Origin of the sequence: Noviherbaspirillum soli (assembly GCF_015352955.1) — a bacterium.
Lineage (GTDB): Bacteria > Pseudomonadota > Gammaproteobacteria > Burkholderiales > Burkholderiaceae_D > Noviherbaspirillum_A > Noviherbaspirillum_A soli.
This window is the reverse complement of sequence record NZ_JACYOX010000022.1, coordinates 12,083-35,382: the sequence shown is the minus strand read 5'-3', so window position 1 is coordinate 35,382 and position 23,300 is coordinate 12,083. Positions and strand designations below refer to the sequence as shown.

20 protein-coding genes are annotated in these 23,300 nt (G+C 63.1%); 6 read left to right on the top strand and 14 right to left on the bottom strand.

The genetic code is table 11. The features are described from left to right. Positions 1-201 precede the first annotated feature (201 nt). Together IGW04_RS15590 and IGW04_RS15585 are read right to left on the bottom strand one after the other, a co-directional pair. Positions 202-609: a GlcG/HbpS family heme-binding protein gene (locus IGW04_RS15590; protein ID WP_194714009.1), complete on the bottom strand. Its 408-nt coding sequence runs from the start codon at positions 607-609 to the stop codon at positions 202-204. 34 nt (positions 610-643) lie between these two features. Beyond that, the gene (locus IGW04_RS15585) at positions 644-1,591 is read right to left on the bottom strand and encodes a response regulator (RefSeq protein WP_194714008.1); all 948 of its coding nucleotides are present in this window, start codon (positions 1,589-1,591) and stop codon (positions 644-646) included. Between the two features lie 107 nt (positions 1,592-1,698). Between IGW04_RS15585 and IGW04_RS15580 the strand changes: the two genes are divergently transcribed. Next, positions 1,699-2,235, top strand: a complete 537-nt coding sequence (locus IGW04_RS15580; RefSeq protein WP_194714007.1) for a C40 family peptidase — start codon at positions 1,699-1,701, stop codon at positions 2,233-2,235. Here the strand turns inward: IGW04_RS15580 and IGW04_RS15575 are convergent. Then, a complete protein-coding gene (locus IGW04_RS15575; protein ID WP_194714060.1) occupies positions 2,213-3,154 on the bottom strand; it encodes a patatin-like phospholipase family protein in 942 nt (313 codons plus the stop codon). The genes IGW04_RS15580 and IGW04_RS15575 overlap by 23 nt on opposite strands. Before the next feature lie 167 nt (positions 3,155-3,321). On the opposite strand from IGW04_RS15575, the gene IGW04_RS15570 reads away from it, so the two are divergent. Then, on the top strand, positions 3,322-4,359 hold the full coding sequence (locus tag IGW04_RS15570) for a Fe(3+) ABC transporter substrate-binding protein (protein ID WP_194714006.1): 1,038 nt from the start codon (positions 3,322-3,324) through the stop codon (positions 4,357-4,359). Positions 4,360-4,380: 21 nt separating this feature from the next. Here IGW04_RS15570 and phoR read toward each other — a convergent pair whose 3' ends face one another. From phoR to pstS, 7 genes are read right to left on the bottom strand one after another with little or no spacing between them, the layout of a single operon-like run. After that, entirely contained in the window at positions 4,381-5,697 is a 1,317-nt protein-coding gene (gene phoR, locus IGW04_RS15565) for a phosphate regulon sensor histidine kinase PhoR (RefSeq protein ID WP_194714005.1), read from the bottom strand. 16 nt (positions 5,698-5,713) lie between these two features. Then, positions 5,714-6,403, bottom strand: coding sequence for a response regulator (locus IGW04_RS15560; RefSeq protein ID WP_194714004.1), 690 nt, complete (start codon positions 6,401-6,403; stop codon positions 5,714-5,716). A gap of 5 nt (positions 6,404-6,408) precedes the next feature. Continuing rightward, entirely contained in the window at positions 6,409-7,113 is a 705-nt protein-coding gene (phoU, locus tag IGW04_RS15555; protein ID WP_194714003.1) for a phosphate signaling complex protein PhoU, read from the bottom strand. Between the two features lie 33 nt (positions 7,114-7,146). After that, a complete protein-coding gene (pstB, locus tag IGW04_RS15550) occupies positions 7,147-7,941 on the bottom strand; it encodes a phosphate ABC transporter ATP-binding protein PstB (protein WP_194714059.1) in 795 nt (264 codons plus the stop codon). 22 nt (positions 7,942-7,963) lie between these two features. Then, a complete protein-coding gene (gene pstA, locus IGW04_RS15545) occupies positions 7,964-8,824 on the bottom strand; it encodes a phosphate ABC transporter permease PstA (protein ID WP_194714002.1) in 861 nt (286 codons plus the stop codon). After that, positions 8,821-9,840 (bottom strand): phosphate ABC transporter permease subunit PstC, encoded by a 1,020-nt coding sequence (gene pstC, locus IGW04_RS15540; RefSeq protein WP_194714001.1) that lies wholly within the window; start codon positions 9,838-9,840, stop codon positions 8,821-8,823. Before pstC ends, pstA begins: the two co-directional genes overlap by 4 nt. Before the next feature lie 60 nt (positions 9,841-9,900). Next, positions 9,901-10,941, bottom strand: coding sequence for a phosphate ABC transporter substrate-binding protein PstS (gene pstS, locus IGW04_RS15535; RefSeq protein WP_194714000.1), 1,041 nt, complete (start codon positions 10,939-10,941; stop codon positions 9,901-9,903). A gap of 171 nt (positions 10,942-11,112) precedes the next feature. On the opposite strand from pstS, the gene ppk1 reads away from it, so the two are divergent. Both ppk1 and IGW04_RS15525 read left to right on the top strand, forming a co-directional pair. Beyond that, complete coding sequence (gene ppk1, locus IGW04_RS15530; RefSeq protein ID WP_194713999.1) at positions 11,113-13,203, top strand: polyphosphate kinase 1; 2,091 nt, start codon at positions 11,113-11,115, stop codon at positions 13,201-13,203. A gap of 14 nt (positions 13,204-13,217) precedes the next feature. Then, entirely contained in the window at positions 13,218-13,685 is a 468-nt protein-coding gene (locus IGW04_RS15525) for a SixA phosphatase family protein (protein WP_194713998.1), read from the top strand. 23 nt (positions 13,686-13,708) lie between these two features. Here the strand turns inward: IGW04_RS15525 and IGW04_RS15520 are convergent, their stop codons facing one another. Both IGW04_RS15520 and IGW04_RS15515 read right to left on the bottom strand, forming a co-directional pair. After that, complete coding sequence (locus tag IGW04_RS15520; RefSeq protein WP_228527124.1) at positions 13,709-14,947, bottom strand: DUF445 domain-containing protein; 1,239 nt, start codon at positions 14,945-14,947, stop codon at positions 13,709-13,711. 59 nt (positions 14,948-15,006) lie between these two features. Beyond that, complete coding sequence (locus IGW04_RS15515; protein ID WP_194713997.1) at positions 15,007-16,464, bottom strand: Ppx/GppA phosphatase family protein; 1,458 nt, start codon at positions 16,462-16,464, stop codon at positions 15,007-15,009. 262 nt (positions 16,465-16,726) lie between these two features. Between IGW04_RS15515 and IGW04_RS15510 the strand changes: the two genes are divergently transcribed. Both IGW04_RS15510 and IGW04_RS15505 read left to right on the top strand, forming a co-directional pair. After that, on the top strand, positions 16,727-20,050 hold the full coding sequence (locus IGW04_RS15510; RefSeq protein WP_194713996.1) for a response regulator: 3,324 nt from the start codon (positions 16,727-16,729) through the stop codon (positions 20,048-20,050). Positions 20,051-20,057: 7 nt separating this feature from the next. After that, complete coding sequence (locus tag IGW04_RS15505) at positions 20,058-21,179, top strand: ATP-binding response regulator (protein WP_194713995.1); 1,122 nt, start codon at positions 20,058-20,060, stop codon at positions 21,177-21,179. A gap of 39 nt (positions 21,180-21,218) precedes the next feature. Here IGW04_RS15505 and IGW04_RS15500 read toward each other — a convergent pair whose 3' ends face one another. Next, positions 21,219-21,404, bottom strand: a complete 186-nt coding sequence (locus tag IGW04_RS15500; RefSeq protein WP_194713994.1) for a DUF1289 domain-containing protein — start codon at positions 21,402-21,404, stop codon at positions 21,219-21,221. A 26-nt stretch (positions 21,405-21,430) separates the two neighbouring features. Beyond that, a complete protein-coding gene (locus IGW04_RS15495) occupies positions 21,431-23,248 on the bottom strand; it encodes a sensor histidine kinase (protein WP_194713993.1) in 1,818 nt (605 codons plus the stop codon). Positions 23,249-23,300: the final 52 nt, after the last annotated feature.

The following is a 23,300-nucleotide window of genomic DNA, read 5'->3' as shown; positions in this document are numbered from 1 at the left end:
CGCTGTTCCGCGTGACGACGCGAAGCACATGCAAGGGCTGGTTTCGGAACTGGGTGGAAGGTAGGCGCTACGGCGGAAAATATTTTGGCTAAACCCAGCGATTATAGCGCGTAACGGTCCTCACAGGCAAATAGCTTTGCCCGTTTTTACGGCGCGCCGTGGCGCGCCGGAACTCTAGCTGCGGCTTGCCGCCGCGGCACCTCAGGCGTTCAGCGCTGCGATGCCCGCCTTGGCGATTTGCACGTCTTCGGACGACTTGACGCCGGACACGCCCACCGCGCCGACGCATTGCCCGCCGATCATGATGGGAACGCCGCCTTCGAGCAGGCCGTCGAGATTGGGCGCGGTGATGAAGGAGAAACGACCGTTGTTGATCATGTCCTCGTAGACCTTGGTCTCGCGGCGGCCGAGGGCGGCAGTACGGGCCTTGGAAGGCGCGATATGCGCGGAAATCGGAGCCGCATTGTCCAGACGCTGCAGCCACAGCAGGTTACCGCCGTCGTCGACGACCGAGATCGTCACTGCCCAGTTGTTGGCCAAGGCTTCGGCTTCCGCGGCGGCTGCTATTTTTCGGACTTCTTCGAGGGTCAACACTTGCTTGGACTGCATCTCTGCTCCTTTAAAAAGGCACGATTGTACGATGTTAACCGGCACTGGCGGCGGATTCTTCTTCACGCCCTATAACGCCCGATTTCCCGCTGCCAAGACCGGCAATCGCGCGTCGGCGTGCTGCATCCCATAACTCATGCAGCGACGGCGGCTGCGCGCCGGCATATTCCGCAAGGCTGGCGGTGCCACAGCATACGACGGTGCCAGCACCATGGCGCTCCGCGGCTGCCTCGGTTGCAGCACGACACAGCCGGCTGGCAAAGCCGGACAGGGAAGCAGGCTCGACATTGCTGGTGACGATGGTGAAATCGGCGTTGCCGGTGCGCGCGACCGCGTCGGTCTGGCGCAGTATCCGCCTCAGCACGGCTTCGATATCGCGCCGCAAGCCGGCATGATCCACCCCATCCGGCACGGACAGGCACAGATTGAGCAGGGCAAAGTTTTCCTGCTGGCGGATTGCGTAGCCGAGACGCCGCTCGGCGCCGGACTGGAGGACATAGGGGGATACGCTGGCCGCCACCTGCCCCGATGCGGCAGCGGCATCCGCGACTGTCTGGTATTCCCGCTGCGCAATGACCAGTTGTGCCAGCAAATCCAGCCGCGACACCAACCTTGTCGTTGCCATACCCTTGGTAATCAGGTCCGTGGCACCGGCTTCCCGGGCGAGCCGGCGCTCGTCCAACTCGTCTGCGCCCGAAACCACCACGACAGGCATCTCGCGCAGCCGCTGCGCTTTCGAAGCACGCATGCGCCGCAAAAGGCCATAGCCGTCGAGCCGGGGCATGGTCAGGTCAGTGATGAGCAAGGCGATATCTTCATCGCGCAGCAAACTGTCCCAGGCCTCCTCGCCATCATGCGCCTCGGCAAACTCGAACAGGTCTCCCAGGTGTTTTGTCAGGGTGGCTCGCACGATGCGCGAGTCATCTGCAATGAGCGCGCGCAACTTTCCGTGCGATATTTTTTGTGAATTATCAGACAACATTGCCTCCAACTGGCCAAAACATCACATTACTTTACTGCAATTTCTCTTTGACAATCCCCATCAGCTTCGCTTACATTCGACGCCTTGCATGGTACAAGGCAGGAAGAATGACAGTCAAACGATCAAAACTTTCCACTTTGCTGCTTGCGCCAGCCCTGCTGGCGGCAACATTTGCCGTCACGCCGGTTGCCTGGAGCACGGAGTCGGCGCCGGCCGAGCGCAATGCGGCGCTGCATGCTTTGCATAACATTACCGACCGCGCTGGCGACCTTGCAATCCGCGCGATGTCGATGATCGGCATACGGTACAAGTATGGCGGCAACAATCCGGAAAGTGGCCTCGACTGCAGCGGCCTGGTGCGCTACGTGTTCAAGCAGGCCTGGGGCGCTGACTTGCCGCGCACCGCCGAGGAAATCAGCCGCGTGGGCGACAACGTGGACAAGAATGACTTGCGGCCGGGCGACCTGGTGTTCTACAACACGCTGCGCCGCGGCTTCTCTCATGTGGGCATCTATCTGGGTGACAACAAATTCATTCACTCGCCCGCCGCCGGCAGTTCCATCCGCATTGAAAGCATGGATCTGAGTTACTGGAAGAAACGCTTCAACGGCGCCCGCAGGATCAGCGATCCCGAGCAGAACTGATTGTTACCGCGCCTTCCCGCTTCATCCTGAGTTTTGTCCGCAATTCCGGCATCACGCTTGCCGCGGCTTGCTCTCCCGCCAGAATTGCCAAGTTTCTTCCACTGAAGTCGCTCCCTTTCATCGCGCCCAGGCTGGGCGTGATCACAATGTCGGCATCCTTCATTTCCAGACGATTGATGGTTTGCCCCATGATGGCAAAGGTTTGCAGTACCACGTCCAGGCTGCTGGTGGATGGCTGGGCATCGGGGTCAGCCGATATATTGACCGCGATGACAAAGTCAGCGCCCATTTCACGGGCGTACCGCACCGGCACCGGCGCGACCAGGCCGCCGTCGACATAACTTTTATCGCCTATCTTTACCGGCTGGAACACGCCGGGTACAGAGGACGACGCCCGCACCGCCATGCCTGCATTGCCGCGCTGAAACAGAATTGGCTTGCCACTCTGCAAGTCGGTTGCCACCGCGCCAAAGGAAATCGGGAACTTCTCGATCGGCGCATTGCGCACGGCGCGGTTGATGTAGCGCTGGATCGCCTCCCCTTTCAACACGCCTGAACTCTTTGCAAACAGAGGAACGGCCCAATCGGAAATGGCTGCCTCGTCCATCTCGAGCGCCATCCGGTTGAGTTTGAATCCGTTGTTGCCCGCGGCATACAGCGCACCCACAACGCTGCCTGCACTGGTGCCGACCACGATTTCCGGCACGATGCCTTGTGCTTCAAGCGCCTTGATCACGCCGATGTGCGCGAATCCGCGAGCGGCCCCACCACCGAGCGCAAGACCAATGCGTACCGGATGCGGCGCAGCCGATGGCGTCTGCGGCGCGGCCACAGGCTCTGGCGCAGGGGTTTTGGTCGTACCACAGGCGGTCAGCAGGACAATAACGCCTGGAAGCAGGCGCTTTAAGAACGTTGGCATAAAGGAATTTGGCTTGAGGGAAAAACGAACCACGGATTGTAGCGGAAGTTCCTTTGGAAAAGCGCCAGAACCGGCGTCGCATCTAATTGAGAATGATTCACATTTGCACCCGATTTGTTATACTTGCCCGACTTTTAACTTTCTTAACTTGCCAGGATGCCTACGTGATGAAACTTGCCTTTCGCCTGACCCTGATCGCTGCCTCGCTTGCCGTCACCCATGCCAGCTTTGCGCAGGAAAACGTGCTGAATCTGTATTCGGCACGTCATTACCAGACCGATGAACTGCTGTACGAAAACTTTACCAAGCAGACCGGCATCAAGATCAACAGGATCGAGGCGGACGACAACCAGTTGCTGGAGCGCCTGAAAAGCGAAGGCAAGAACAGCCCGGCGGACGTGATCCTGATGGTGGACGCAGCCCGCCTGTGGCGGGCGGAAGCGGATGGCCTGTTCCAGCCGGTCAAGTCGGCAGTGCTGGAATCGCGCATTCCAGCCAACCTGCGCGCATCCGATGAAGGCAAGGGACCGGAATGGTTCGGCTTTTCCACCCGTGCACGCATCATCGTCTACAACAAGGTGGCCGTGGACAAGAAGGATGTATCGACCTATGAATCCCTGGCTGACCCGAAGAACAAGGGCAAGGTGTGCACCCGCTCCGGCTCGCATCCCTACATGCTGTCGATGATAGGCGCCATGATTGAGCGTAATGGCGAAGCGGCAACGGAAACCTGGGCCAAGGGCATGGTCAACAACTTTGCCCGCCCTCCGCGCGGCGGCGACACCGACCAGATCAAGGGCGTAGCCACCGGCGAATGCGGCGTGGCGCTGGCCAATACCTACTACTACGTGCGCATGCTGCGTTCGACCAAGCCGGAAGACAAGGACATGGTCAACAAGATCGGCTTTGTCTGGCCTAACCAGGAAACCTCGGGCACACATGTGAATGTGTCCGGCGGTGGCGTGGCTCGTAATGCGCCGCATCGGGAAGCCGCAGTCAAATTCCTTGAATACCTGTCCAGCGACGAAGCGCAGGCCTACTTCGCCAACGGCAACAATGAGTGGCCAGTGGTGCAGTCGGCCGTGGTAAAGAATCCGGCTCTGGACGCGCTGGGCAAGTTCAAGATGGAAAATGTGTCAGTTGCTGCGATGGGCAAGAATCAGGCAACCGCGCAGAAGATCCTGGACAAGGCCGGCTACAAGTAAAAGCTCTTGCACTGCGACGCCCTAGCCGCTGGTTTCCAGCTGGGGCGTGGCGACAATGGCGCTGCGCATCGGAAAACGCGCGGTAAAGGTGCTGCCCTGGCCCGGCGTTGAATCGATGTCCAGTTGCGCCCCATGGCGCAGCAGCACATGCTTGACGATGGCCAATCCCAGGCCGGTGCCGCGGGTTTCCCGTGACCGGCTCTTGTCGACGCGGTAGAAGCGCTCTGTCAGGCGACCGATATGCTCCGGCCGTATGCCGATGCCGGTATCGGATACGGCGAACCGCGGCCCGTCCTCGCCCAGGCGCCAGCTCAGCCGGATGCGTCCGCCATCCGGCGTGTAACGCACGGCATTCGACGCCAGATTGCCAAAGGCGCTGCGCAGTTCTTCAAGACTGCCGCTGATGTCCGGCCCGTCCATCTCCAGCGTGATCTCGTGGCGCCCTCCCGACAATGCCCGCGCCTCCTGATACACCTGTTCCATCAGTGCTGCCATGCGCACCGGCTCCGGCCGCAACGGATATTCGACCGACTCCAGCCGGGTCAGCGCCAGCATGTCCTCCACCAGGTTCTGCATGCGCTTGCCCTGCTCCACCATCAGCTTCAGATGCGCCTGCCGGGTTTCCTTGGCGAGGCCGGCATCGGCCTGCGCGATTTCCAGGAAGCCATTGATCACTGTCAGCGGCGTGCGCAGTTCATGCGAGGCATTGGCGATGAAGTCGCGCCGCATGCGCTCGATGCGCTCGGACTCGGTGGCATCATGCGTCACCAGGATCTGGCGCCGGTTTTCAAACGGGATGATATGGACGATCAGCTTGCGGTCGCGCAGCGAAAGCGTGAGCGGCTGTTCATAGCGGCCGAGTATCAGGTAGTCGATGAAGTGCGGACTGCGGATCAGGTTGGTCACGCGCATGCCCTTGTCGCGCTCGTTGGACAGGCCCAGGTGCTGTTCGGCGGCCGCATTGCACCACTCCAGGAACAGCACGTCGTCCATGATCACCACACCGTCCGGCAACAGGCTCATCGCCTGCCGGAACCGGGTCAGCCACTCGTTGAGCTGCTGACGATTGTGCTCGTCTTCGCGGCGCAGCTTGTACAGCCTGGAAAAAATGTCGGTCCAGATGCCCGATGCATCTGACAGGCGGCTGTCCGGATTGTCCAGCCACTGCGACAGCCGCCACAGGTAGCCCAGCTGCAGGATGACCAACGCGCAGACGGCAATCAGCGCCGCAACCAGGCCCACGGTCTTTCCGAAAAAATAGCCTGGAACCATCGCAGCAAGCAGGATCAGCGCCAGGCGCAGCAGGGTCGGCACCCAGAACAGCATCTTCGGACTCATCGTGGCAGGCGCATCCTTATTTCTCCGACAGCATGTAACCCACGCTGCGCACCGTCCTGATCAGCGACTCGGCCTCTTTCAGGGCCTTGCGCAGACGCAGCACATGCACATCTACCGTGCGCTCCTCTATCACCGCATGGTCGCCCCAGACCCGGTCCAGCAACTGGCTGCGTGAAAACACCCGCTCCGGATGGGCCATGAAGAACTTGAGCAGCTTGTATTCGGCGTGGCCGATGTCGATGCGGCTGTCGTTCAGGCTCACGGTGCAGCTGACCGGGTCCAGCGTGACCGCGCCGACCCGCATCAGCGTCTGCGCATGCTCGGGCGCCTTGCGCCGCAGCAGGGCCTTGACCCTGGCCGCCAGTTCGCGCGGCGAAAACGGCTTGGTGATGTAGTCGTCCGCGCCCTGGTTCAGGCCGGCGATCTTGTCCTCCTCCATGCTCTTGGCGGTCAGCATGATCACCGGCAGGCTGGAGAAATTGCGGTCGGCACGCAGCCGGGAGAGCAGGCGCAGGCCGGACTGGTCGGGCAGCATCCAGTCCAGCAGCAGCAGTTGCGGCGTGCGCTGCTGGAGGTAGTCCCAGGCGCCGCCGGCGGTGTCGACCGCGGCCGCATTCCAGCCGCTGTCGCGCAGTGTGTATCGCACCAGCTCGACGATGGCCGGCTCGTCCTCGACGATCAGAATTTCCGGGTTGTCTGCTGCCATCCGGATCACCCTTGCGTCGACTGGGCAGTGCTGGCGTAGTCGGTGTGGCGGATGTCCTTGCCTTCGACCACGTAGATGACGTACTCGGCGATGTTCTTCGCATGGTCGCCGATGCGCTCCACCGCCTTGGCCACCCATAACGTTTCCAGCGCGCTGGAGATCGTGCGCGGGTCTTCCATCATGAAGGTGATCAGGTTGCGCATGATGGAGCGGAATTCATGGTCGACCGCCTTGTCCTGGGCAATCAGCCGGGTGGCCTGCTGGGCATCGAGCCGGGCGAAACTGTCCAGCGCATCATGCAGCAGCGCGCCGGCCGAGGCGGCGATCACGCGCACGGTCTCATAGTGGTTGATGGAGACCACGCCGCGTTCCTGCATGCTGCGCGCAGCGCGGGCGATCTTGGTCGCCTCGTCGCCTATGCGCTCCAGATCGGTGATGACCTTGATCGTGGCCATCACGGTGCGCAGGTCATTGGCGGCCGGCTGGCGCCGCACGATCAGATGGCTGCAGGCGTCGTCCAGGGTGACCTCAAGCCGGTTCACCTGCTCGTCGGCCTGCATCACGCGGCCGGCCCGATCGACGTCCCCGTTGCGGAAGCATTCCAGCGCGTCGTGGAACTGGTTTTCGACCAGGCCGCCCATCAGCAGCACCTTGGAACGAATCTGCTCCAGGTCAAGGTCGTACTGCTTGGAAGAATGCTCGCTTGGCATGGTGTTCTCCTTGTTCTGCTGTCTGTTGACTCATCAGCCGAAGCGGCCGGTGATGTAATCCTGGGTCTCGCGGCGACCCGGATTCATGAAGATCTGGTCGGTTTCGCCGAACTCCACCAGTTCGCCCAGATACATGTAGGCAGTGTAGTCGGAGCAGCGTGCCGCCTGCTGCATGTTGTGGGTCACGATGACAATCGTGTATTCCCCTTTCAGCTCGCTGATCAGCTCCTCGATCTTGGCGGTCGATATCGGGTCCAGCGCCGAAGTCGGCTCATCCAGCAGCAGCACTTCCGGCTTGACCGCAACGCCGCGCGCGATGCACAGCCGCTGCTGCTGGCCGCCCGACAGCGACAGGCCGCTCTTGTTCAGCTTGTCCTTGACCTCGGTCCACAACGCGGCCTTGTTCAGCGCCCATTCCACCCGCTCGTCCATCTCGCCGCGGGACAGGTTTTCGTACAGCCGCACGCCGAAGGCAATGTTATCGTAGACCGACATCGGAAACGGCGTCGGCTTCTGGAACACCATGCCGACCCGTGCCCGCAGCATGTTCACATCCAGTCCCGGTTCGAGGATATTGCGGCCGTTATACATGATCTGGCCTTCGGCGCGCTGGCCCGGGTAAAGGTCGTACATGCGGTTCAGGGTGCGCAGCAGGGTCGACTTGCCGCAGCCCGACGGGCCGATGAAGGCGGTGACCTTCTTGTCATGGATGCGCAGATTGATGTTCTTCAGGCCCTGGAAGCCGCCATAGAAGAAGTTCAGGTTGCTGATTTCTATCGTGGCCCTGGGACCGTGCTCATGGCTTGCTGCTGCGGATGGATTGCTCATCATGGCTATCGTCTATCAACGGTTATTGTTGCGTTTTCGGGCGGAACACAGTGCGTGACAGGATGTTCAGGCCGAGCACGCTGAAGGTGATCAGGAGCGCCCCGCCCCAGGCCAGCGCGCGCCAGTCGTCGTAGGGGCTCATCGCGAACTGGTAGATCACTACCGGCAGGTTGGCCATCGGCGCGTTCATGTTGGTGCTGAAGAACTGGTTGTTCAAGGCGGTGAACAAGAGCGGCGCGGTTTCGCCGGAGATGCGCGCCACCGCCAGCAGCACGCCGGTGATGACGCCCGCCTTCACCGCCCTCAGCCGCACCATGGTCGCGACCTTCCAGCGCGGCGCGCCCAGTGCGAACGCGGCTTCGCGCAGGCTGGTGGGCACCAGGTTGAGCATGTTGTCGGTGGTGCGCACCACCACGGGAATGGCGATCAGCGCAATCGCGAAGCTGCCGGCCCAGCCGGAGAAATGCCGGATGTTGGCCACATAGATCGCGTAGACGAACAGGCCGATCACGATGGACGGCGCCGACAGCATGATGTCGGTGACGAAGCGGGTGACCTGCGCAAAGCGGCTTTCCTCGCCGTATTCGGCAAGGTAGATGCCGGCCAGGATGCCGATGGGCGTGGACACCAGCGTGGCCATGCCAACCATCATCAGGCTGCCGACGATGGCATTGAGCAGGCCGCCGCCCTGGCTGCCTGGCGCCGGCGTGCTTTCCATAAACAGCGCGCCGCTGATGGCGCTGAAACCATTGATGATCAGCGTGACCAGGATCCACAGCAGGAAGAAAATGCCGAAGGCCATGGCCAGCACCGACAGCGCGATGCCGATGCGATGCATCAGCAGCCGCTTGCGATAAACCGGGTTTCTTGCGTCCTGCATCATTTGGTGCCCTCTCTTTTCTGCATGGTCAGCAGCATGATCTTGGCGGCTGCCAGTACGATGAAGGTGATCACGAACAGGATCAGTCCCAGCGCGAACAGCGAGGACACATGCAGCGGCGCATCCGCCTCGGCGAACTCGTTGGCCAGCGTCGACGCAATGCTGTTGCCGGCGGCGAACAGCGACCAGGACAGCTTGTGGGCATTGCCGATCACGAAGGTGATCGCCATGGTTTCGCCAAGCGCGCGACCCAGCCCCAGCATCACGCCGCCGACCACGCCGATGCGGGTATAGGGCAATACCACCTTGCGCACCACTTCCCAGCGGGTGCAGCCGAGCGCATAGGCCGATTCCTTCAGCACCGCCGGCACCACGTCGAACACATCGCGCATGACCGAGGCGATGAAGGGAATGATCATGATGGCGAGGATGAAGCCGGCGGTCAGCATGCCGATGCCCATGGTCGGGCCGCTGAACAGCTGGCCCACGACCGGCAGCTGGCCTATGGTCTCCTTCAGCAGCGGCTGGACATGGTCGGCAAAGAAGGGAGCAAACACGAAAAGGCCCCACATGCCATAGATGATGCTGGGCACGCCGGCCAGCAGTTCCACCGCGGTGCCCAGCGGCCGCTTGAGCCACGCCGGACAGATCTCGGTCAGGAACAGCGCGATGCCGAAGCTGACCGGGAAGGCCACCAGCAACGCAATAAAGGAAGTGATCAGGGTGCCGGCAATGGCGATCAGGGCGCCGTACTGGTCATTGACCGGGTCCCATTCGACGGTGGTGATGAAGCCCGGACCGAATTCGCGGAATGCCGGGATCGCGCCGATGATCAGCGAGACGATGATGCCTGCCAACATCAGCAGCACCAGCATCGCAAAGCCGAGGGTGATCTTGTGGAAGAAGAAATCCTGGATGCGCTGGCGGCGCATGGCGCTGGCCAGCGCGCGTTCGGCGGCATCGATGCCGGCCGCGGCATCCGGCGCGGTATCGTGCAGTGTAGGGCTATTTGCGCTCATGGCATGGATCATCCTGGAGCGGCTGGCGTTGCAATGGCAAGGCCAGCCAGTTGGAAAAACTTACCAGACAGCCTTGCCGGACGCATCCTTGATCTGCGCTTTCCAGCCGTCCTGCACCAGCTTGACCACAGGAGCCGGCAGCGCGACATAATCCAGGTCGGCAGCCATTGCGCCGCCCTCCTTGAAAGCCCAGTCGAAGAACTTCAGCACTTCGCGGCCCTTGGCGGCGTCGTCCTGCGCCTTCTGCATCAGGATGAAGGATGCGCCCGTCACTGGCCAGGCGTTCTTGCCGGCCTGGTCGGTCAGCACGACAGCCATGCCCGGCGTCTTGGCCCAGTCGGCGCCCGCGGCGGCGGCCTTGAAGGTCTCGTCATCCGGCTGCACGAACTGGCCATCGCGGTTCTGCAGTTGCGCATGGGTGATGTTGTTCTTCTTCGCATAGGCGTATTCCACATAGCCAATCGCGCCCTTGACCCGCTGCACGTTGGCGGCAACGCCTTCATTGCCCTTGCCGCCCACGCCCACAGGCCATTTCACCGCCGTGCCGGCGCCGATCGCGCTCTTGAATTCGGGGCTGACCTTGGACAGGTAATCGGTCCACAGGAAAGTGGTGCCGGAGCCGTCGGCACGGTGCACCACCGTGATGTCGGCCGCGGGCAGCGCCACGCCCTGGTTCAGCGCAGCGATCTCGGGCGCATTCCATTTGGTGATCTTGCCCATGTAGATCGCGCCGAGCACGGCGCCGTTCATCTTCAACTGCCCGGGCTTGATGCCATCAAGGTTGAGCACCGGCACCACGCCACCCATGACGGCCGGAAACTGCACCAGTCCTGCCTTGTCCAGCTCAGCCGCCGGCAGCGGCATGTCGGAAGCGCCGAAGTCCACCGTCTTCGCCTTGATTTGCTTGATGCCGCCACCGGAGCCGATCGACTGGTAATTCATGCCGTTGCCGGTGGCCTTCCTGTAGGACTCGGCCCACTTTGCATAGATGGGGTAAGGAAAGGTCGCGCCGGCGCCGGTGATGTCGGCCGCGGTCGCGGAAAAGGGCAATGCGCAGGCCATGGCCAGCAGGCCGCCGCGGATGAGTTGCTGAAATCTCATGATGTTCCTTCCAGATGGTATTCAGGACAGCGCGCACTCTAGCGGACAAATATGACAGGTTTATGACCTTCCGTAACAAACATGACATTGGACAGATCGCATGGAAAATTTGTCACGAACACGTAATATTGCCTTACTACAGTAGGACAAATGCAACCCGACCGGCCAGCCATGAAACGAAAACCAAAATCCGCCGATCTGACGACAAAGCAGCCGGGAGCGGAAAACTATCTGAACCGTGAACTGTCCCAGCTCGCGTTCAACCGCCGGGTTCTGGCGCAGGCCGAGGACCAGCGGCTGCCCCTGCTGGAACGGCTGCGCTACCTGTGCATCGTCAGCAGCAACATGGATGAGTTCTTCGAGGTCCGCATCGCCAGCCTGCTGGCGCGCATGGACGGCCATACGCCGGACGCCTCCGGGCCGGGCGCCGATTTTGCGCAGACCAGCATCGAGTCGCACGACATCGTCGAGAGGCAGTACAAAATTCTCAACGAGGAGATCCTGCCCGAGCTTTCCCGCCAGGGCATACACCTGTTGCGCGACCAGGACCGCAACGAAGCCCAGCGGGCCTGGGTGAAGTCGTATTTCGATCGCGAAGTCCGGCCGCTGCTGACGCCGATCGGCCTGGACCCGGCGCATCCCTTCCCGCAGGTTGTCAACAAGAGCCTCAATTTCATCGTCGAGCTGTCGGGCAAGGATGCGTTCGGGCGTGGCACCGCGATCGCGATCCTGAAGGCGCCGCGGGTGCTGCCGCGGGTGATCCGGCTGCCCGACGCGCTTTCGCAGGATGGCGCGATGTCCTTCTGCCTGCTGTCCTCGGTGATCCATGCCCATATCTCGGACCTCTTCACCGACCGCGAGGTGCTGTCCTATTCGCAATTCCGCGTTACCCGGGACAGCGATCTGTGGGTCGACGAGGAAGAGGTCAAGAACCTGCGCCAGGCGCTGCAGAGCGAGTTGCAGTCGCGCCACTTCGGTTTCGCGGTGCGGCTGGAAGTGGCGCGAAACTGCCCGCTTTCCCTGTCCAATTTCCTGCTGGAGCAGTTTTCCATTCCGTCCAGCCGGCTGTATGCGGTGGATGGCCCGGTCAACATGACGCGGCTCCTGGCGCTGGCCGATGCGGTGGACAAGCCCGGCCTGCGCTTTGCGCCCTTCACGCCGGCCTATCCGCCCACCCTGGACAACGCCGACATGTTTGCCGTGCTGCGCCAGCGGGACATGCTGCTGCATCATCCCTTCCAGTCGTTCCTGCCGGTGGTCGAGTTCATCCGCTGCGCCGCGCATGACCCGAATGTGGTGGCGATCAAGCAGACGATATACCGCACCGGCATGAATTCCCTGCTGATGGAATCGCTGATCCTGGCCGCCCAGCGCGGCAAGGAAGTGACGGTGATCGTCGAACTGATGGCGCGCTTCGACGAGGAAGCCAATATCAACTGGGCCGACCGGCTGGAGCGGGTCGGCGCCCAGGTGGTATACGGCGTGGTGGGCCTGAAGACCCATGCCAAGCTGGCGCTGGTGATACGCCGCGAGGAAGGCGAGCTGCGGCTCTATGCCCACCTCGGCACCGGCAATTACCATCCGACCACGACCAAGCTCTATACCGACTTCGGCCTGCTGACCGCCAATCCGCTGCTGACGGCGGAAGTCAACGAGGTGTTCATCCACCTGACCAGCCTGACCAAGCCGACCAGGCTGCAGCAGCTCTGGCTGGCGCCCTTCGACCTGCAGCGGGAATTTCTGCGGGCGATACGCAATGAAGCGCGGATTGCCCGGCTCGGACGGCATGGCCGCATCATCGCCAAGATGAATGCGCTGGTCGACGAATCGGTGATCCGGGCGCTGTATGCGGCTTCGTCCGATGGCGTGAAGATCGACCTGATCGTGCGCGGCGCCTGCTCGCTGCAGCCTGGCGTGCCGGGCTTGTCGGAGAACATCCGGGTGCGCTCCATCATCGGACGCTTCCTGGAACACAGCCGCATCTTCTACTTCCGCAATGACCTGAAGCACGACGTCTACCTGTCCAGCGCCGACTGGATGAGCCGCAATCTTTTCCGCCGCATCGAAGTCGCGTTTCCGGTGCTGGACCGCGCGCTGAAGCGGCGCGTGCTGCAGGAAGGCCTGGATCCTTACCTGAAGGACAACACCAATGCATGGGAACTGGGTCCGGACGGCCGCTACACCCGGCGCCGGCCACGCGGCAAGCAAACGGCATTCAGCGCGCAGGACTATCTGATGCAAACCCTGGGAAAGATGATCTGAAAGCGAGGAAGAGCATGGACCTGATCCTGTGGCGTCATGCCGAAGCGGAGGACGGCCTGCCCGGCGCACCCGATGCCGGGCGTGCGCTCACTGCCAGAGGCCGCAAGCAGGCAATGAAGATGGCCGGCTGGCTGGACCGCAACCTGCCTTCCGGCTGCCGCATCCTGTGCAGCCCGGCCAGGCGCACGGTGCAGACCGCCGACGCGCTGGGGCGCCAGTTCCGCATCCATGCCGACCTTGGCATCGATGGCCAGCCGCAGCGGATCCTGGAACTGGTCAACTGGCCTCTGGCGCGCGAACCGGTGCTGCTGGTGGGCCATCAGCCAGTGCTGGGCCGTCTGGCCGCGCTGCTGATGCATGGCGTGGAAGCGGACTGGACGGTGCGCAAGGGTGCGATATGGTGGCTGGCCAGGCGCGAGCGCGACGGCCAGCCGCAGGTCTATCTGAAGGCGGTAATGACGCCCGATCTGTGCGCCAGGTAGCGTCGCCCGGATTCAGGCACGCGTTACAGCGCCATTGATACCAGGTGCAGCAGCAGCCCGACCAGCCCGCCGACCAGCGTGCCGTTGATGCGGATGTACTGCAGATCCTTGCCGACATAGGACTCGAACTTGTTGGACACGGTCTCCGCATCCCATTTCTGGATCACCCGCTTGATGAGCCCGGCGATCAGGTGACGACGGCTTGAAATCGCGGTGGCGGAAAAGTCCCTGATCCAGCCGTTGAGCTTGTCACGCACCAGCGCATCCCGGCCCAGCGCCGCGCCCAGGCCGGCCAGCGCCCTTTCCAGCTGCGCGGCGATGCGGGAGTCCGGCCTGTCGACGTCGGCCAGCAGGCGCTCCCGCACATTGCCCCAGACGGTATGGGTGTAATCCCTGAACAGCGGATGCTGCAGCGTCTGCTCCACCATGCCGGCGATGCGGGCCTCGTACTCCGGCGATGTCCTCAGCCTGTCGATGAAGGCCTCGGCGCTGCGATGGAAGCGCTCGCGCCACTCGCTCTCGGGCTGCCGCATCTCGTCGAGGATGTTCTGCGATTCGCCCACGATCTTCTCGAACAGCTTGTCGTCAATGATGCGCGGCACCCAGCGCGGACTCTTTTCATGGATCTTCTGCCGGATGAAGTCGCGGTTGCGGTCCAGCGCATCGGCCGCCATGCCGATCAGGTGGTCGAACAGCATCTGATGGCGCCGGTCGGCAATCAGCACCTCGAACACCTCGGCCAGCAGCGGCGCGAAGCGCACGTTCTTCAGGCCCGAGGCAAGCGTGGCCTGCAGGAAGCCGGCCATGTCGCGGTCTTCCATCATGCGCATCAGGCCGGGCACGCCGTGCGCAATCTGCAGCGACACGGCACGGCTGTTGGCCGGCTCCGAGAGCCAGTGCGCGGCGGCGCCGGCAAAGTCGATATGCCGCAATTCCTCCGTCAACACCTCGCGCGTCATGAAGTTATGTTCGAGGAAGTCGGCCACGCTGCTGCCTATCCGGTCCTTGTTGTTGGGAACGATGGCCGTATGCGGAATCGGCAGGCCCAGCGGATGCCGGAACAGGGCGGTGACGGCAAACCAGTCGGCCAGGGCGCCGACCATGGCCGCTTCGGCAAACGCCGCCACGAAGGACAGCCATGGATAGCGCGGCTGCAGCAGGCGCGCCGCCACGAACATCAGCGCCATCAGGAGCAGCAGCCCGGTGGCGATGCGGCGCATCCGGGTCAGCTGGGCTGAAGGCGGCGTTGCGGACATCCGCATCAGGCCCCGCTCCCGCATACGTGCAGGATCAGCATGAAATGACCGCGCCGCGCCATGATTCAGGCGGCATGCCGGACCTGAAACTCGGTGCCGACGTCCTTCCAGTAGTCGCGTTCCTTCTGCAGCCAGAAGGCCAGGGTCGGATGGGCATCCAGCCAGGCGCGCGGAAACTCCAGTTCGATACGGTTCCTGATGCGCAGTCCCACCTGCTGCAGCGAGCCCTCGATGCGCGCATGCATGAACACTGCGGCCAGCCGCAGCGCCAGCACCGCACGAACGAAGTCCGGGTCGAGCAGCATGCGGTCGAGCTTTTTCAGGTTGCCCTTCTGGCCCAGGATCAGCTGGCTCATCAGCCGCTGCTCGCGGTTGGTGAAGCCCGACAGGTCGGCGTTTTCGATCATGTAGGCGCCATGCTTGTGAAAGCCGCTATGGGATACCGCCATGCCGACCTCGTGCAGCAGCCCGCTCCAGTACACCGGCCGGGTATAGGCATCATTGCCCGGCTTCAGGCGCGCATACAGCGTGCTGGCAATATCGGCGGTGCGGTTGGCGCGGGTTTCATCGACCTGGAAGCGCTGCAGGAAGCCCCGCACCGACTGCTCGCGCCGGTCATGCCGGGTGGCGCGCAGCTGCATGTCCCACATCACGCCCAGGCGCAATCCCGCTTCGATCGGCAGCATCCTGCTGATGTCCATCTCCTGCATCACGGCCATCACGATCGCCAGGCCGCCCACCAGCACCGGCGCCCGGTCCGGCTTCATGCCGGCCAGCTGGATGGCATCGACGTGGCCGAAGCCGATCAGGCGCTGCCGCAGCGCGTTCAGGCTGGGCAGCGTCAGCGTGCCGTCGCCCAGGCCGTTTCTGGCAATGGCCTCGGAGATCGAGCGCAGCGTCCCCGACGAGCCATACGCCATGTCCCAGACATGGTTCTTGTAGAGCGGCACCGCATCCTCGAAGTAACCGCGCGCCGAAATGATGGCCGCATCGAAATTCGCATCGTCGATGCGCCCGCCAATGAAGAAGCCGTCGCTCTGCCGGACCGTGCCGGTGCTGAAGGATTCCACGGCCAGGATATCGAGCCCCTTGCCGACGATGACTTCGGTAGAGCCGCCGCCGATATCGAGCACCAGGCGCCGCTCGCCGGGGTTGTCCAGCGCACAGGCCACGCCCAGGTAGATCAGCCTGCCCTCCTCCTCGCCGGAAATGATCTCGATCGGATAGCCGATCGCCTTTTCCGCCAGCGGCAGGAAGTCGGCCGAATTGCCGGCGATACGCAGGGTATTGGTGGCAACCACGCGCACCGCGTCGAGCTGGTAGGCGCCGAGCACGGCGGCGAACCGGGCCAGCGACTCGGTGGCCACCCGCATGGCCTGCGGCGTGAGCATGCCCTGCTCGTCCAGTCCTGCGCCCAGCCGGATCGGTTCGCGCGCGCTCTTGATGATGCGTATGGTCTTGCCGTCGTGATGGCCCACATGCAGGCGAAAACTGTTGGAACCGAGATCAACCGCTGCAAACATGTTTGCCTTTCTTCAGGATTTCCTGCGTCAAAAATGCCTGGCCGGCGTTGACGCCGGGCATGCGGGTGCCGGCCAGGCCAAACAATCATAACGGATCGGTCCGCAGGCCTGCCTGGAAATCGCGAATGCGGCCGATTTCATGCAAGCGTTCCAACGCAGAAGAGGCGAACGCCACCAGAAGAAATACGCAAAATTTTACTTTTGGTTAAAATGCCCTCCAAAATTTCATATCCCGCGCAAGCCGCCCAGCGATGGAGTTGCCATGGAACCGCCATTCTCAAGCATCTCGGAGCAGCAGGAACAGCCACGCGAACGACTTCTGCTGACGACGCTTGCCGCGTTCTGCAGCGGCGACCTGTCGGCGCGGATGCCGCCCGCAGAAGATGCGGCGTCGGGCAAGCTCGCTGCCGAAGTGGACCGATGGCTGGATGCGGCCAGCAGCGTTTTGCGCGCCTTCGACCGGGTTGTCACAGACATCATCGAAGGCCGGTTCGAACAACCCATGCCGCTGGAAGTGAATGGCCATTCCTTGCGGGGGCCTTTGCTGGAACTGGCGGAGCGCATCAACCGGATGCGGACCCGGCTGGTCAGGATGACCTCCGAAATGGGCCGCATCGCTCATGAAGTCGGTGTCGAAGGACGTCTCGGCGGCCAGGCAGCGCTGGCCGGGCCGGAAGGCGCCTGGCGTGACCTGAGCAACCACGTCAACAGCCTGGTCACGCGCCTGACCGCCCAGGTCCGGGCCATGTCGGAGGTTACATCGGCAATGGCCAAGGGCGATTTCAGCGTTGACCTGCAGATGGCAGCCCGCGGAGAACTGGCGCAATTGCGTGACAACATCAATGCCCTGATCCGGAGCCTGCGGGAAAACAAGCACCACAACGCCGAACAGGACTGGCTCAAGACCAACGTCGCCCGCTTGACAAAGCAATTGCAGGAGCAGCGCAGCATCGCGGCCATGGCTGGCATGCTGATGTCCGAGCTGGCGCCATTGATCAATATCCAGCAAGGGCTGTTCTACCTGATGGATGACGTCCATCTCGGCCAACCCAGGATGCGCCTGTACGCAAGCTACGCCGCGGCACTGGAAACCAGGCCGGAATGGCGCCTGGGCGAGGGCCTGATCGGACAATGCGCGCTGGACCGCGAGCCGCTCCTGATCACCGACGTGCCGCCAGGTTACCTGACGGTGCGCACGGGCATCGGTGCGGCCGCGCCGTGCTGCCTGCTGATCCAGCCCATCCTGTTCGAAGGCGAGATCAGGGCGGTGCTGGAACTGGCCTCCTTTTCCGTCTTCACGGCGATACAGCGAAGCTTCCTGACCCAACTCGCCGAATCGACCGGCATCGTGCTGCATACGATCGCGTCATCGACCCGGACTGAAAACCTGCTGCGGCAAGCCCAGTCGCTTGCGCAGGAACTGCAAAGCCAGCAGGAGGCGTTAAGCAAGAGCAATGCGGAGCTGCACGAGAAAGCCGTCCTGCTGGAGCGCCAGAAAGCGGCGATGGAAGCGAAGAATTGCGAAGTTGAAATGACGCGCATGTCGCTGGAAGAAAAGGCCGAACAGCTGATGCTGAGCTCGCGCTACAAGTCCGAGTTCCTGTCCAACATGTCACATGAGCTGCGCACCCCGCTCAACAGCCTGCTGATACTGGCTCGGCAGCTCAGTGAAAACGCCGAGGGCAACCTCACGTCGCGGCAGGTGGAATATGCCGAGACGATCTACAGCGCGGGCGGCGATTTGCTCGGCATGATCAACGAGATCCTCGACCTCGCCAAGATCGAGTCCGGCACGGTCGTGCTCGACCAGCGCGACGTCTCGTTCAGCGCGCTGGAAGAGCAAGTGCTGCGCATGTTCAATCCGGTGGCACAGAGCCGGCGGCTGGATTTCTCGGTCACCCGTTCACCCTCGCTTCCGGCCACTATCCGTACCGACGAGATCCGGCTTCTGCAGGTGATCCGGAACCTGCTGTCCAATGCCTTCAAGTTTACCGAGCATGGTGGCGTGACCTTGGCGATCAAACCGGTGTCCGGGGGCTGGCGTGCCGGGCAGCCTGCGTTGGACGCCGCAGGCATGGTCATCGCATTTAAGATAAGCGACACCGGCATCGGCGTGGCGCCGCAGCAGCAGGAACTGATCTTCGAAGCATTCCGGCAAGCCGACACGGGCACTTCGCGAAGGTACGGCGGCACCGGCCTGGGACTGTCGATCAGCACCGATCTGGCGCGACTGATGCACGGGGAACTGCGGCTGCTTCGCAGCGAGCCGGGAAAAGGCAGCTGCTTCGCCCTTTACGTACCGCTGCAGCCACGGCAAGCCATTGCATCCGACGGTGCCAGCAGCATCAAGGCCGCTGCTGTGCCAGCGCTGGCAGCGACCGCGCCAATCGACAGCGATGACCGCGATCGGCTTGCCCCTGGCGACAGGGTCCTGCTGCTCATCGGTGCCGCCGCCGAGTCTGGCGCCGCCTTTCTCGTGGCAGCCCATGCGCACGGTTGCCCCGGCCTGGTCGCTCAACGCGGCGCCGATGGGCTGGACCTGCTGAAACGGCATGCGCCATGCGCCATCGTGCTGGATGCGCATCTGCTTGATGTCGATGGCTGGCGCCTGCTGGCGGCCATCAAACGGGATGATTCAATCCGCCACCTGCCACTGCATGTGGTCTGCGCGCCCGGCGATGCGATGCGCGCGCGGCAGGAAGGTGCATCGGCGTGCAGCAGCCCGCCGTCTGCGGACAGCATGCGCACCATCGTGCCTGCCCTGCTGCGCAAGGCCGCACGCCGTCGGCGCCGCCTGCTTTTGATCGGCGACGATGCCGCCGCGCTTGACCGGCTTCAAGGCCAGCTAGCCGGGGACGACTTGCTGGTGCGCCTCTCCAGGCTGTCGGGCCTGCCGTCAGCCCTGCGGCGCCGCACCGACTGCATCGTGCTGCATCTGGCAGGTGCGGATGCACGCCCGGCGCTGGCGCTCCATGCCGCACGCCAGCACGGCGTCAACAGCCAGTCTCCCGTGCTGGTCTACATGCCGCACGGCCTGCCGTCGGAAGCGCTGCATGCCCTGCTCGACCTGGAACGGCAGGCGCTGGTATGCCGCATTCATACGGAAGACAGGCTGCTGGATGACAGTGCCCTGTTTCTGCATCGCGACCTGGCGGCGATGAGGCAGCCGCGGCAGCAGCGCATCGGCGCGCTGCATCAGGGCAGCCACGCATTGAACGGACGCACCGTGCTCATTGTGGACGATGACATCCGCAACGTCTTCGCGCTCACCGGCATGCTGGAGCACCATGGCATGGCTGTGTGCTCGGCGGAAAACGGCCGCGAGGCCGTCGACCTGCTGCACGAGCGACAGGCATGCGACATCGTCCTGATGGACATCATGATGCCGGACATGGATGGCTTCGACACCATGCGCGAGATACGCCGCCATGCAGTCTTCGACGCCTTGCCCATCATTGCCCTGACCGCTAAGGCGATGAAGGGCGACCGCGACAAGTGCCTGGCCGCCGGCGCCACCGATTACGTCAGCAAGCCGGTCGATATCGAGGAACTGCTGGCATTGATGCGGCGCCGGCTGCATCGCTGAGGAAGCCATGGACAACGAACACATGACGGATGGCGCAGCATCGGTGCTGGTGGTGGACGACAATGCCGCCAAGCGCAGGGCAATCGGCGCCGTGATTCACGGGCTGGGACTGCATGCCACCGAAATTGCCTCCGGCCGGGATGCGCTGCGCCTGCTGCTGAAGCGGGATTTTGCCCTGATCCTGCTTGACGTTCGCATGCCGGGACTGGATGGCTTCGAGACCGCGGCACTGATCCATGGCAGGCCGCGCTCGGCGCATACGCCGGTGATCTTCATTACCGCCGAAGCCCAGTCCGACGTCGACCGCGCGCTTGGCTACACCGCCGGCGCGGTGGATTACATCGGCTCGCCTATCGTGCCCGAGGTGCTGGCCGCGAAGGTGAAGATCTTCGTTGACCTGTTCCATTTGCAGCGACGGCTGTCGAGGCAGGCCGAGGAATTGCGCCATTCCAAAATGTTGCTGCAGCAGTTGGCCTCGCACCAGGAAATCATCAAGGAAGAAGAACGCAAGCGCATTGCCCGTGAAATCCATGATGAACTGGGGCAGAACCTGCTGGCCCTGCGCATCGACGCCTGCATGCTCAACGCCCGCACCGGCAGCCGGCATCCCCGCCTGAACGAAAAGACACGGATCGCGCTGAACCAGATCGACTCGACCATACGCAGCGTGCGCAGCATCATCAATGATCTGCGGCCGCCGGTGCTAGACCTGGGCCTGCAGGCGGCGATTGAATGGCAGGTGGATGAGTTTCAGCGTCGCAACGGCCTGGAATGCGTGCTGTTGGCCAAGCGCAGCGATTTCGACGACGGGCTGGATGAACGCAGCGCCACGGCCCTGTTCCGGATACTCCAGGAATCGCTGACCAATGTGCTGCGCCATGCCCAGGCCAGCCGCGTGGAAGTCGAGCTTGACCGGGACGCCAGCCAGTTCCAGATGCGCATTGCCGACAATGGCGTGGGCATGAGCCCGAAGCGCATGCCCACGCCGAAAACTTTTGGCCTGCAGGGGATGAGGGAGAGGCTGCGGATGCTGGACGGCAGCCTGGACGTCAGCAGCGCTCTGAATCAGGGCACGGAGTTGCGGATTACGATACCGGTGCGCGTCTGTCCCAAGGCGGAACTGCCGTGACCGGATCGGCTTAGCTTGGCTTGGCCTGAGCGAGACGTCCTAGCGGCGCGGATAGCCCTCGCGGGTAATGCGTTCCCACACCGCATTCTTTTCTTCCTCGCTCATGAACACCCAGTTCGCCACTTCAACCACGGTGCGGCCGCAGCCGCGGCAGACTTCGTCGAACAGGGTGGAACAGATCGCCACGCAAGGCGTGTCGGGACGGTTGGCTGGAGGCTGGTTCATGGACAGGGATTGCTGCGGGGAAGCCGCTATTGTACCGGCACCGGCTGCTCGGCGTGCGCCAGCGGCAGGCGCACGACAAACGTGCTGCCCTGCCCCGGGCCCGGGCTGGCTGCGCTTACCGTGCCCCCATGCAGCTTGACCAGCTGGCGCACCAGGGCCAAGCCGATTCCCAGGCCGCCCTGGGCGCGGTCCAGCGAGCCGCTGCCCTGCACGAAGACTTCGAACACCCGCTCCACCAGCTCCGGCGGCATGCCGACACCGTTATCGCTGACCGTCAGTACGGCCATGTTGCCGGCATTGGCAACTTCGGCTGCGATGCTGCCGCCGGCAGGCGTGTATTTCAGCGCATTGCCGATCAGGTTGGACACGATCTGTTCGATGCGGGTCGGGTCGGCATCGATCCAGCCAGGCACCGCATGGATAGTGATCCGGTGCTGGTCGACTCGCCCAGTCGTCTGCAAGCCCTGAACGCAGTCACGCACGGCCTCGGCCAGGTCCAGCCTGTGCCGCACCAGCGACACCTTGCCGTTCATCAGACGCCCGAGGTCGAGCAGATCGTCGACGATGCGCGCCAGGTGCCGGCTCTGGCGTTTGATGATCAGCCGCGCCCGCTCGGCGGTATCTGCCGGCACCGCCGGGTGCTCCAGCAGCGCGATCGAATTGCTGATCGCGGCGAGCGGATTGCGCAGCTCATGGCTGAGCATGGCAAGAAATTCATCCTTGGCCCGGTTCTGCTCTTCCGCCAGGTGGCGCGCTTGCTGTTCGCTCACGAAGAGTCGCTCCCGTTCCCGCTCGACCCGCTCGCGCGACTCCTGCTCTTGCCGCAGCAGCACGCCGGCGACGTCCAGCGCAGCATGCAGCCGGTCGAATTCCAGTACGCCGGATGCGAAAGGCTGCGGCATTTCACCGCGGCCCAGGGCGGCTGCGGAAGCGGCGGCGCTGTCGATCGACAGCGCCATGCGGCGGCTGAAAAACAGCGCCAGGCCGAGCGCGCAAAGGATGGCGGCGGCAAAGCCCAGCGATGCCACCAGCACCGCCCCACGCGCGGATGCTTCGATGACGTGAACCGGAATGCCAACCGCCACGGTCCAGCCTGAAAAGGCCAGCCGGGTATAGGCATCGTAGACCCTGATTCCCTCGCGGGTGTCATGCTGCAGCACGCCTTCGGGCGCGTGCCGCGAGCCTTCGAACAATTCCTTGCGCACCGGCTTGCCCACCATTTCCTCGGCGCGGTGGGAGCGCGCGATGGACATGCCTTCGCGGTCGAACAGGCCAATGATGTAATGCTGGGGTATCTTGCCGCGGCTTAGCTGCTTGCTCAGCTGGCTGGGAAGAAGTGCCTGGTTCAGCACATAGCGGTGATTGTCATCCACAACGACCGGCACCTCCAGCGCCAGCACCTGCGCCCCGATCACGTTCCCTCTGGTCAGATTGGATATCCGGGTCTGGCCGGTCCGCAATACCTCGCGCCCCAGTTCTGGACGGCCGCGCCGCGGCAGGGCGGTGCCATACGGCACCAGGGTATTGACCAACTGCTGGCCTTCCTCGTCAAACAGCACAGTCCAGGATGTGCCGTCGTGGTTGACATTGCTGGCGCGCTGGTGAAAGCCTTGCAGGTCGCCCTTCAAAAGGCTGTCGGACGAGGCCAGAAACTTTGCCCGCGCCTCCGCCAGGCCCAGTTCCTGTTCGACCGCCAACGCAGCGGCGCGCGAGATTTCCTGCAGGCTGCGCAATGCCGCATCGCGCTCCGCCTGCAGCAGCATGGACAGCGCAATGGTGGAAAACAGCACGATGGGCACCAGCACCGCCAGTGCCATTACCGCCAGATAGGCGCGCGCCTTCATGAATAGTCCCGTGCCGCCATGCGATACCGGCATATCCGCATTACATGCACCC

Coding starts and splice junctions, on each gene's coding strand:
- phoU (WP_194714003.1), bottom strand. CDS start 7,113: ATGCCAAGCGAGCATTCTTCCAAGCAGTACGACCTTGACCTGGAGCAG.
- pstC (WP_194714001.1), bottom strand. CDS start 9,840: ATGAGCGCAAATAGCCCTACACTGCACGATACCGCGCCGGATGCCGCG.
- IGW04_RS15500 (WP_194713994.1), bottom strand. CDS start 21,404: ATGAACCAGCCTCCAGCCAACCGTCCCGACACGCCTTGCGTGGCGATC.
- pstS (WP_194714000.1), bottom strand. CDS start 10,941: ATGAGATTTCAGCAACTCATCCGCGGCGGCCTGCTGGCCATGGCCTGC.
- IGW04_RS15585 (WP_194714008.1), bottom strand. CDS start 1,591: ATGTTGTCTGATAATTCACAAAAAATATCGCACGGAAAGTTGCGCGCG.
- pstB (WP_194714059.1), bottom strand. CDS start 7,941: ATGAGCAATCCATCCGCAGCAGCAAGCCATGAGCACGGTCCCAGGGCC.
- pstA (WP_194714002.1), bottom strand. CDS start 8,824: ATGATGCAGGACGCAAGAAACCCGGTTTATCGCAAGCGGCTGCTGATG.
- IGW04_RS15525 (WP_194713998.1), top strand. CDS start 13,218: ATGGACCTGATCCTGTGGCGTCATGCCGAAGCGGAGGACGGCCTGCCC.
- ppk1 (WP_194713999.1), top strand. CDS start 11,113: ATGAAACGAAAACCAAAATCCGCCGATCTGACGACAAAGCAGCCGGGA.
- IGW04_RS15510 (WP_194713996.1), top strand. CDS start 16,727: ATGGAACCGCCATTCTCAAGCATCTCGGAGCAGCAGGAACAGCCACGC.
- IGW04_RS15505 (WP_194713995.1), top strand. CDS start 20,058: ATGGACAACGAACACATGACGGATGGCGCAGCATCGGTGCTGGTGGTG.
- IGW04_RS15590 (WP_194714009.1), bottom strand. CDS start 609: ATGCAGTCCAAGCAAGTGTTGACCCTCGAAGAAGTCCGAAAAATAGCA.
- IGW04_RS15520 (WP_228527124.1), bottom strand. CDS start 14,947: ATGCGGATGTCCGCAACGCCGCCTTCAGCCCAGCTGACCCGGATGCGC.
- IGW04_RS15515 (WP_194713997.1), bottom strand. CDS start 16,464: ATGTTTGCAGCGGTTGATCTCGGTTCCAACAGTTTTCGCCTGCATGTG.
- IGW04_RS15570 (WP_194714006.1), top strand. CDS start 3,322: ATGAAACTTGCCTTTCGCCTGACCCTGATCGCTGCCTCGCTTGCCGTC.
- IGW04_RS15575 (WP_194714060.1), bottom strand. CDS start 3,154: ATGCCAACGTTCTTAAAGCGCCTGCTTCCAGGCGTTATTGTCCTGCTG.
- IGW04_RS15560 (WP_194714004.1), bottom strand. CDS start 6,403: ATGGCAGCAGACAACCCGGAAATTCTGATCGTCGAGGACGAGCCGGCC.
- phoR (WP_194714005.1), bottom strand. CDS start 5,697: ATGAGTCCGAAGATGCTGTTCTGGGTGCCGACCCTGCTGCGCCTGGCG.
- IGW04_RS15495 (WP_194713993.1), bottom strand. CDS start 23,248: ATGAAGGCGCGCGCCTATCTGGCGGTAATGGCACTGGCGGTGCTGGTG.
- IGW04_RS15580 (WP_194714007.1), top strand. CDS start 1,699: ATGACAGTCAAACGATCAAAACTTTCCACTTTGCTGCTTGCGCCAGCC.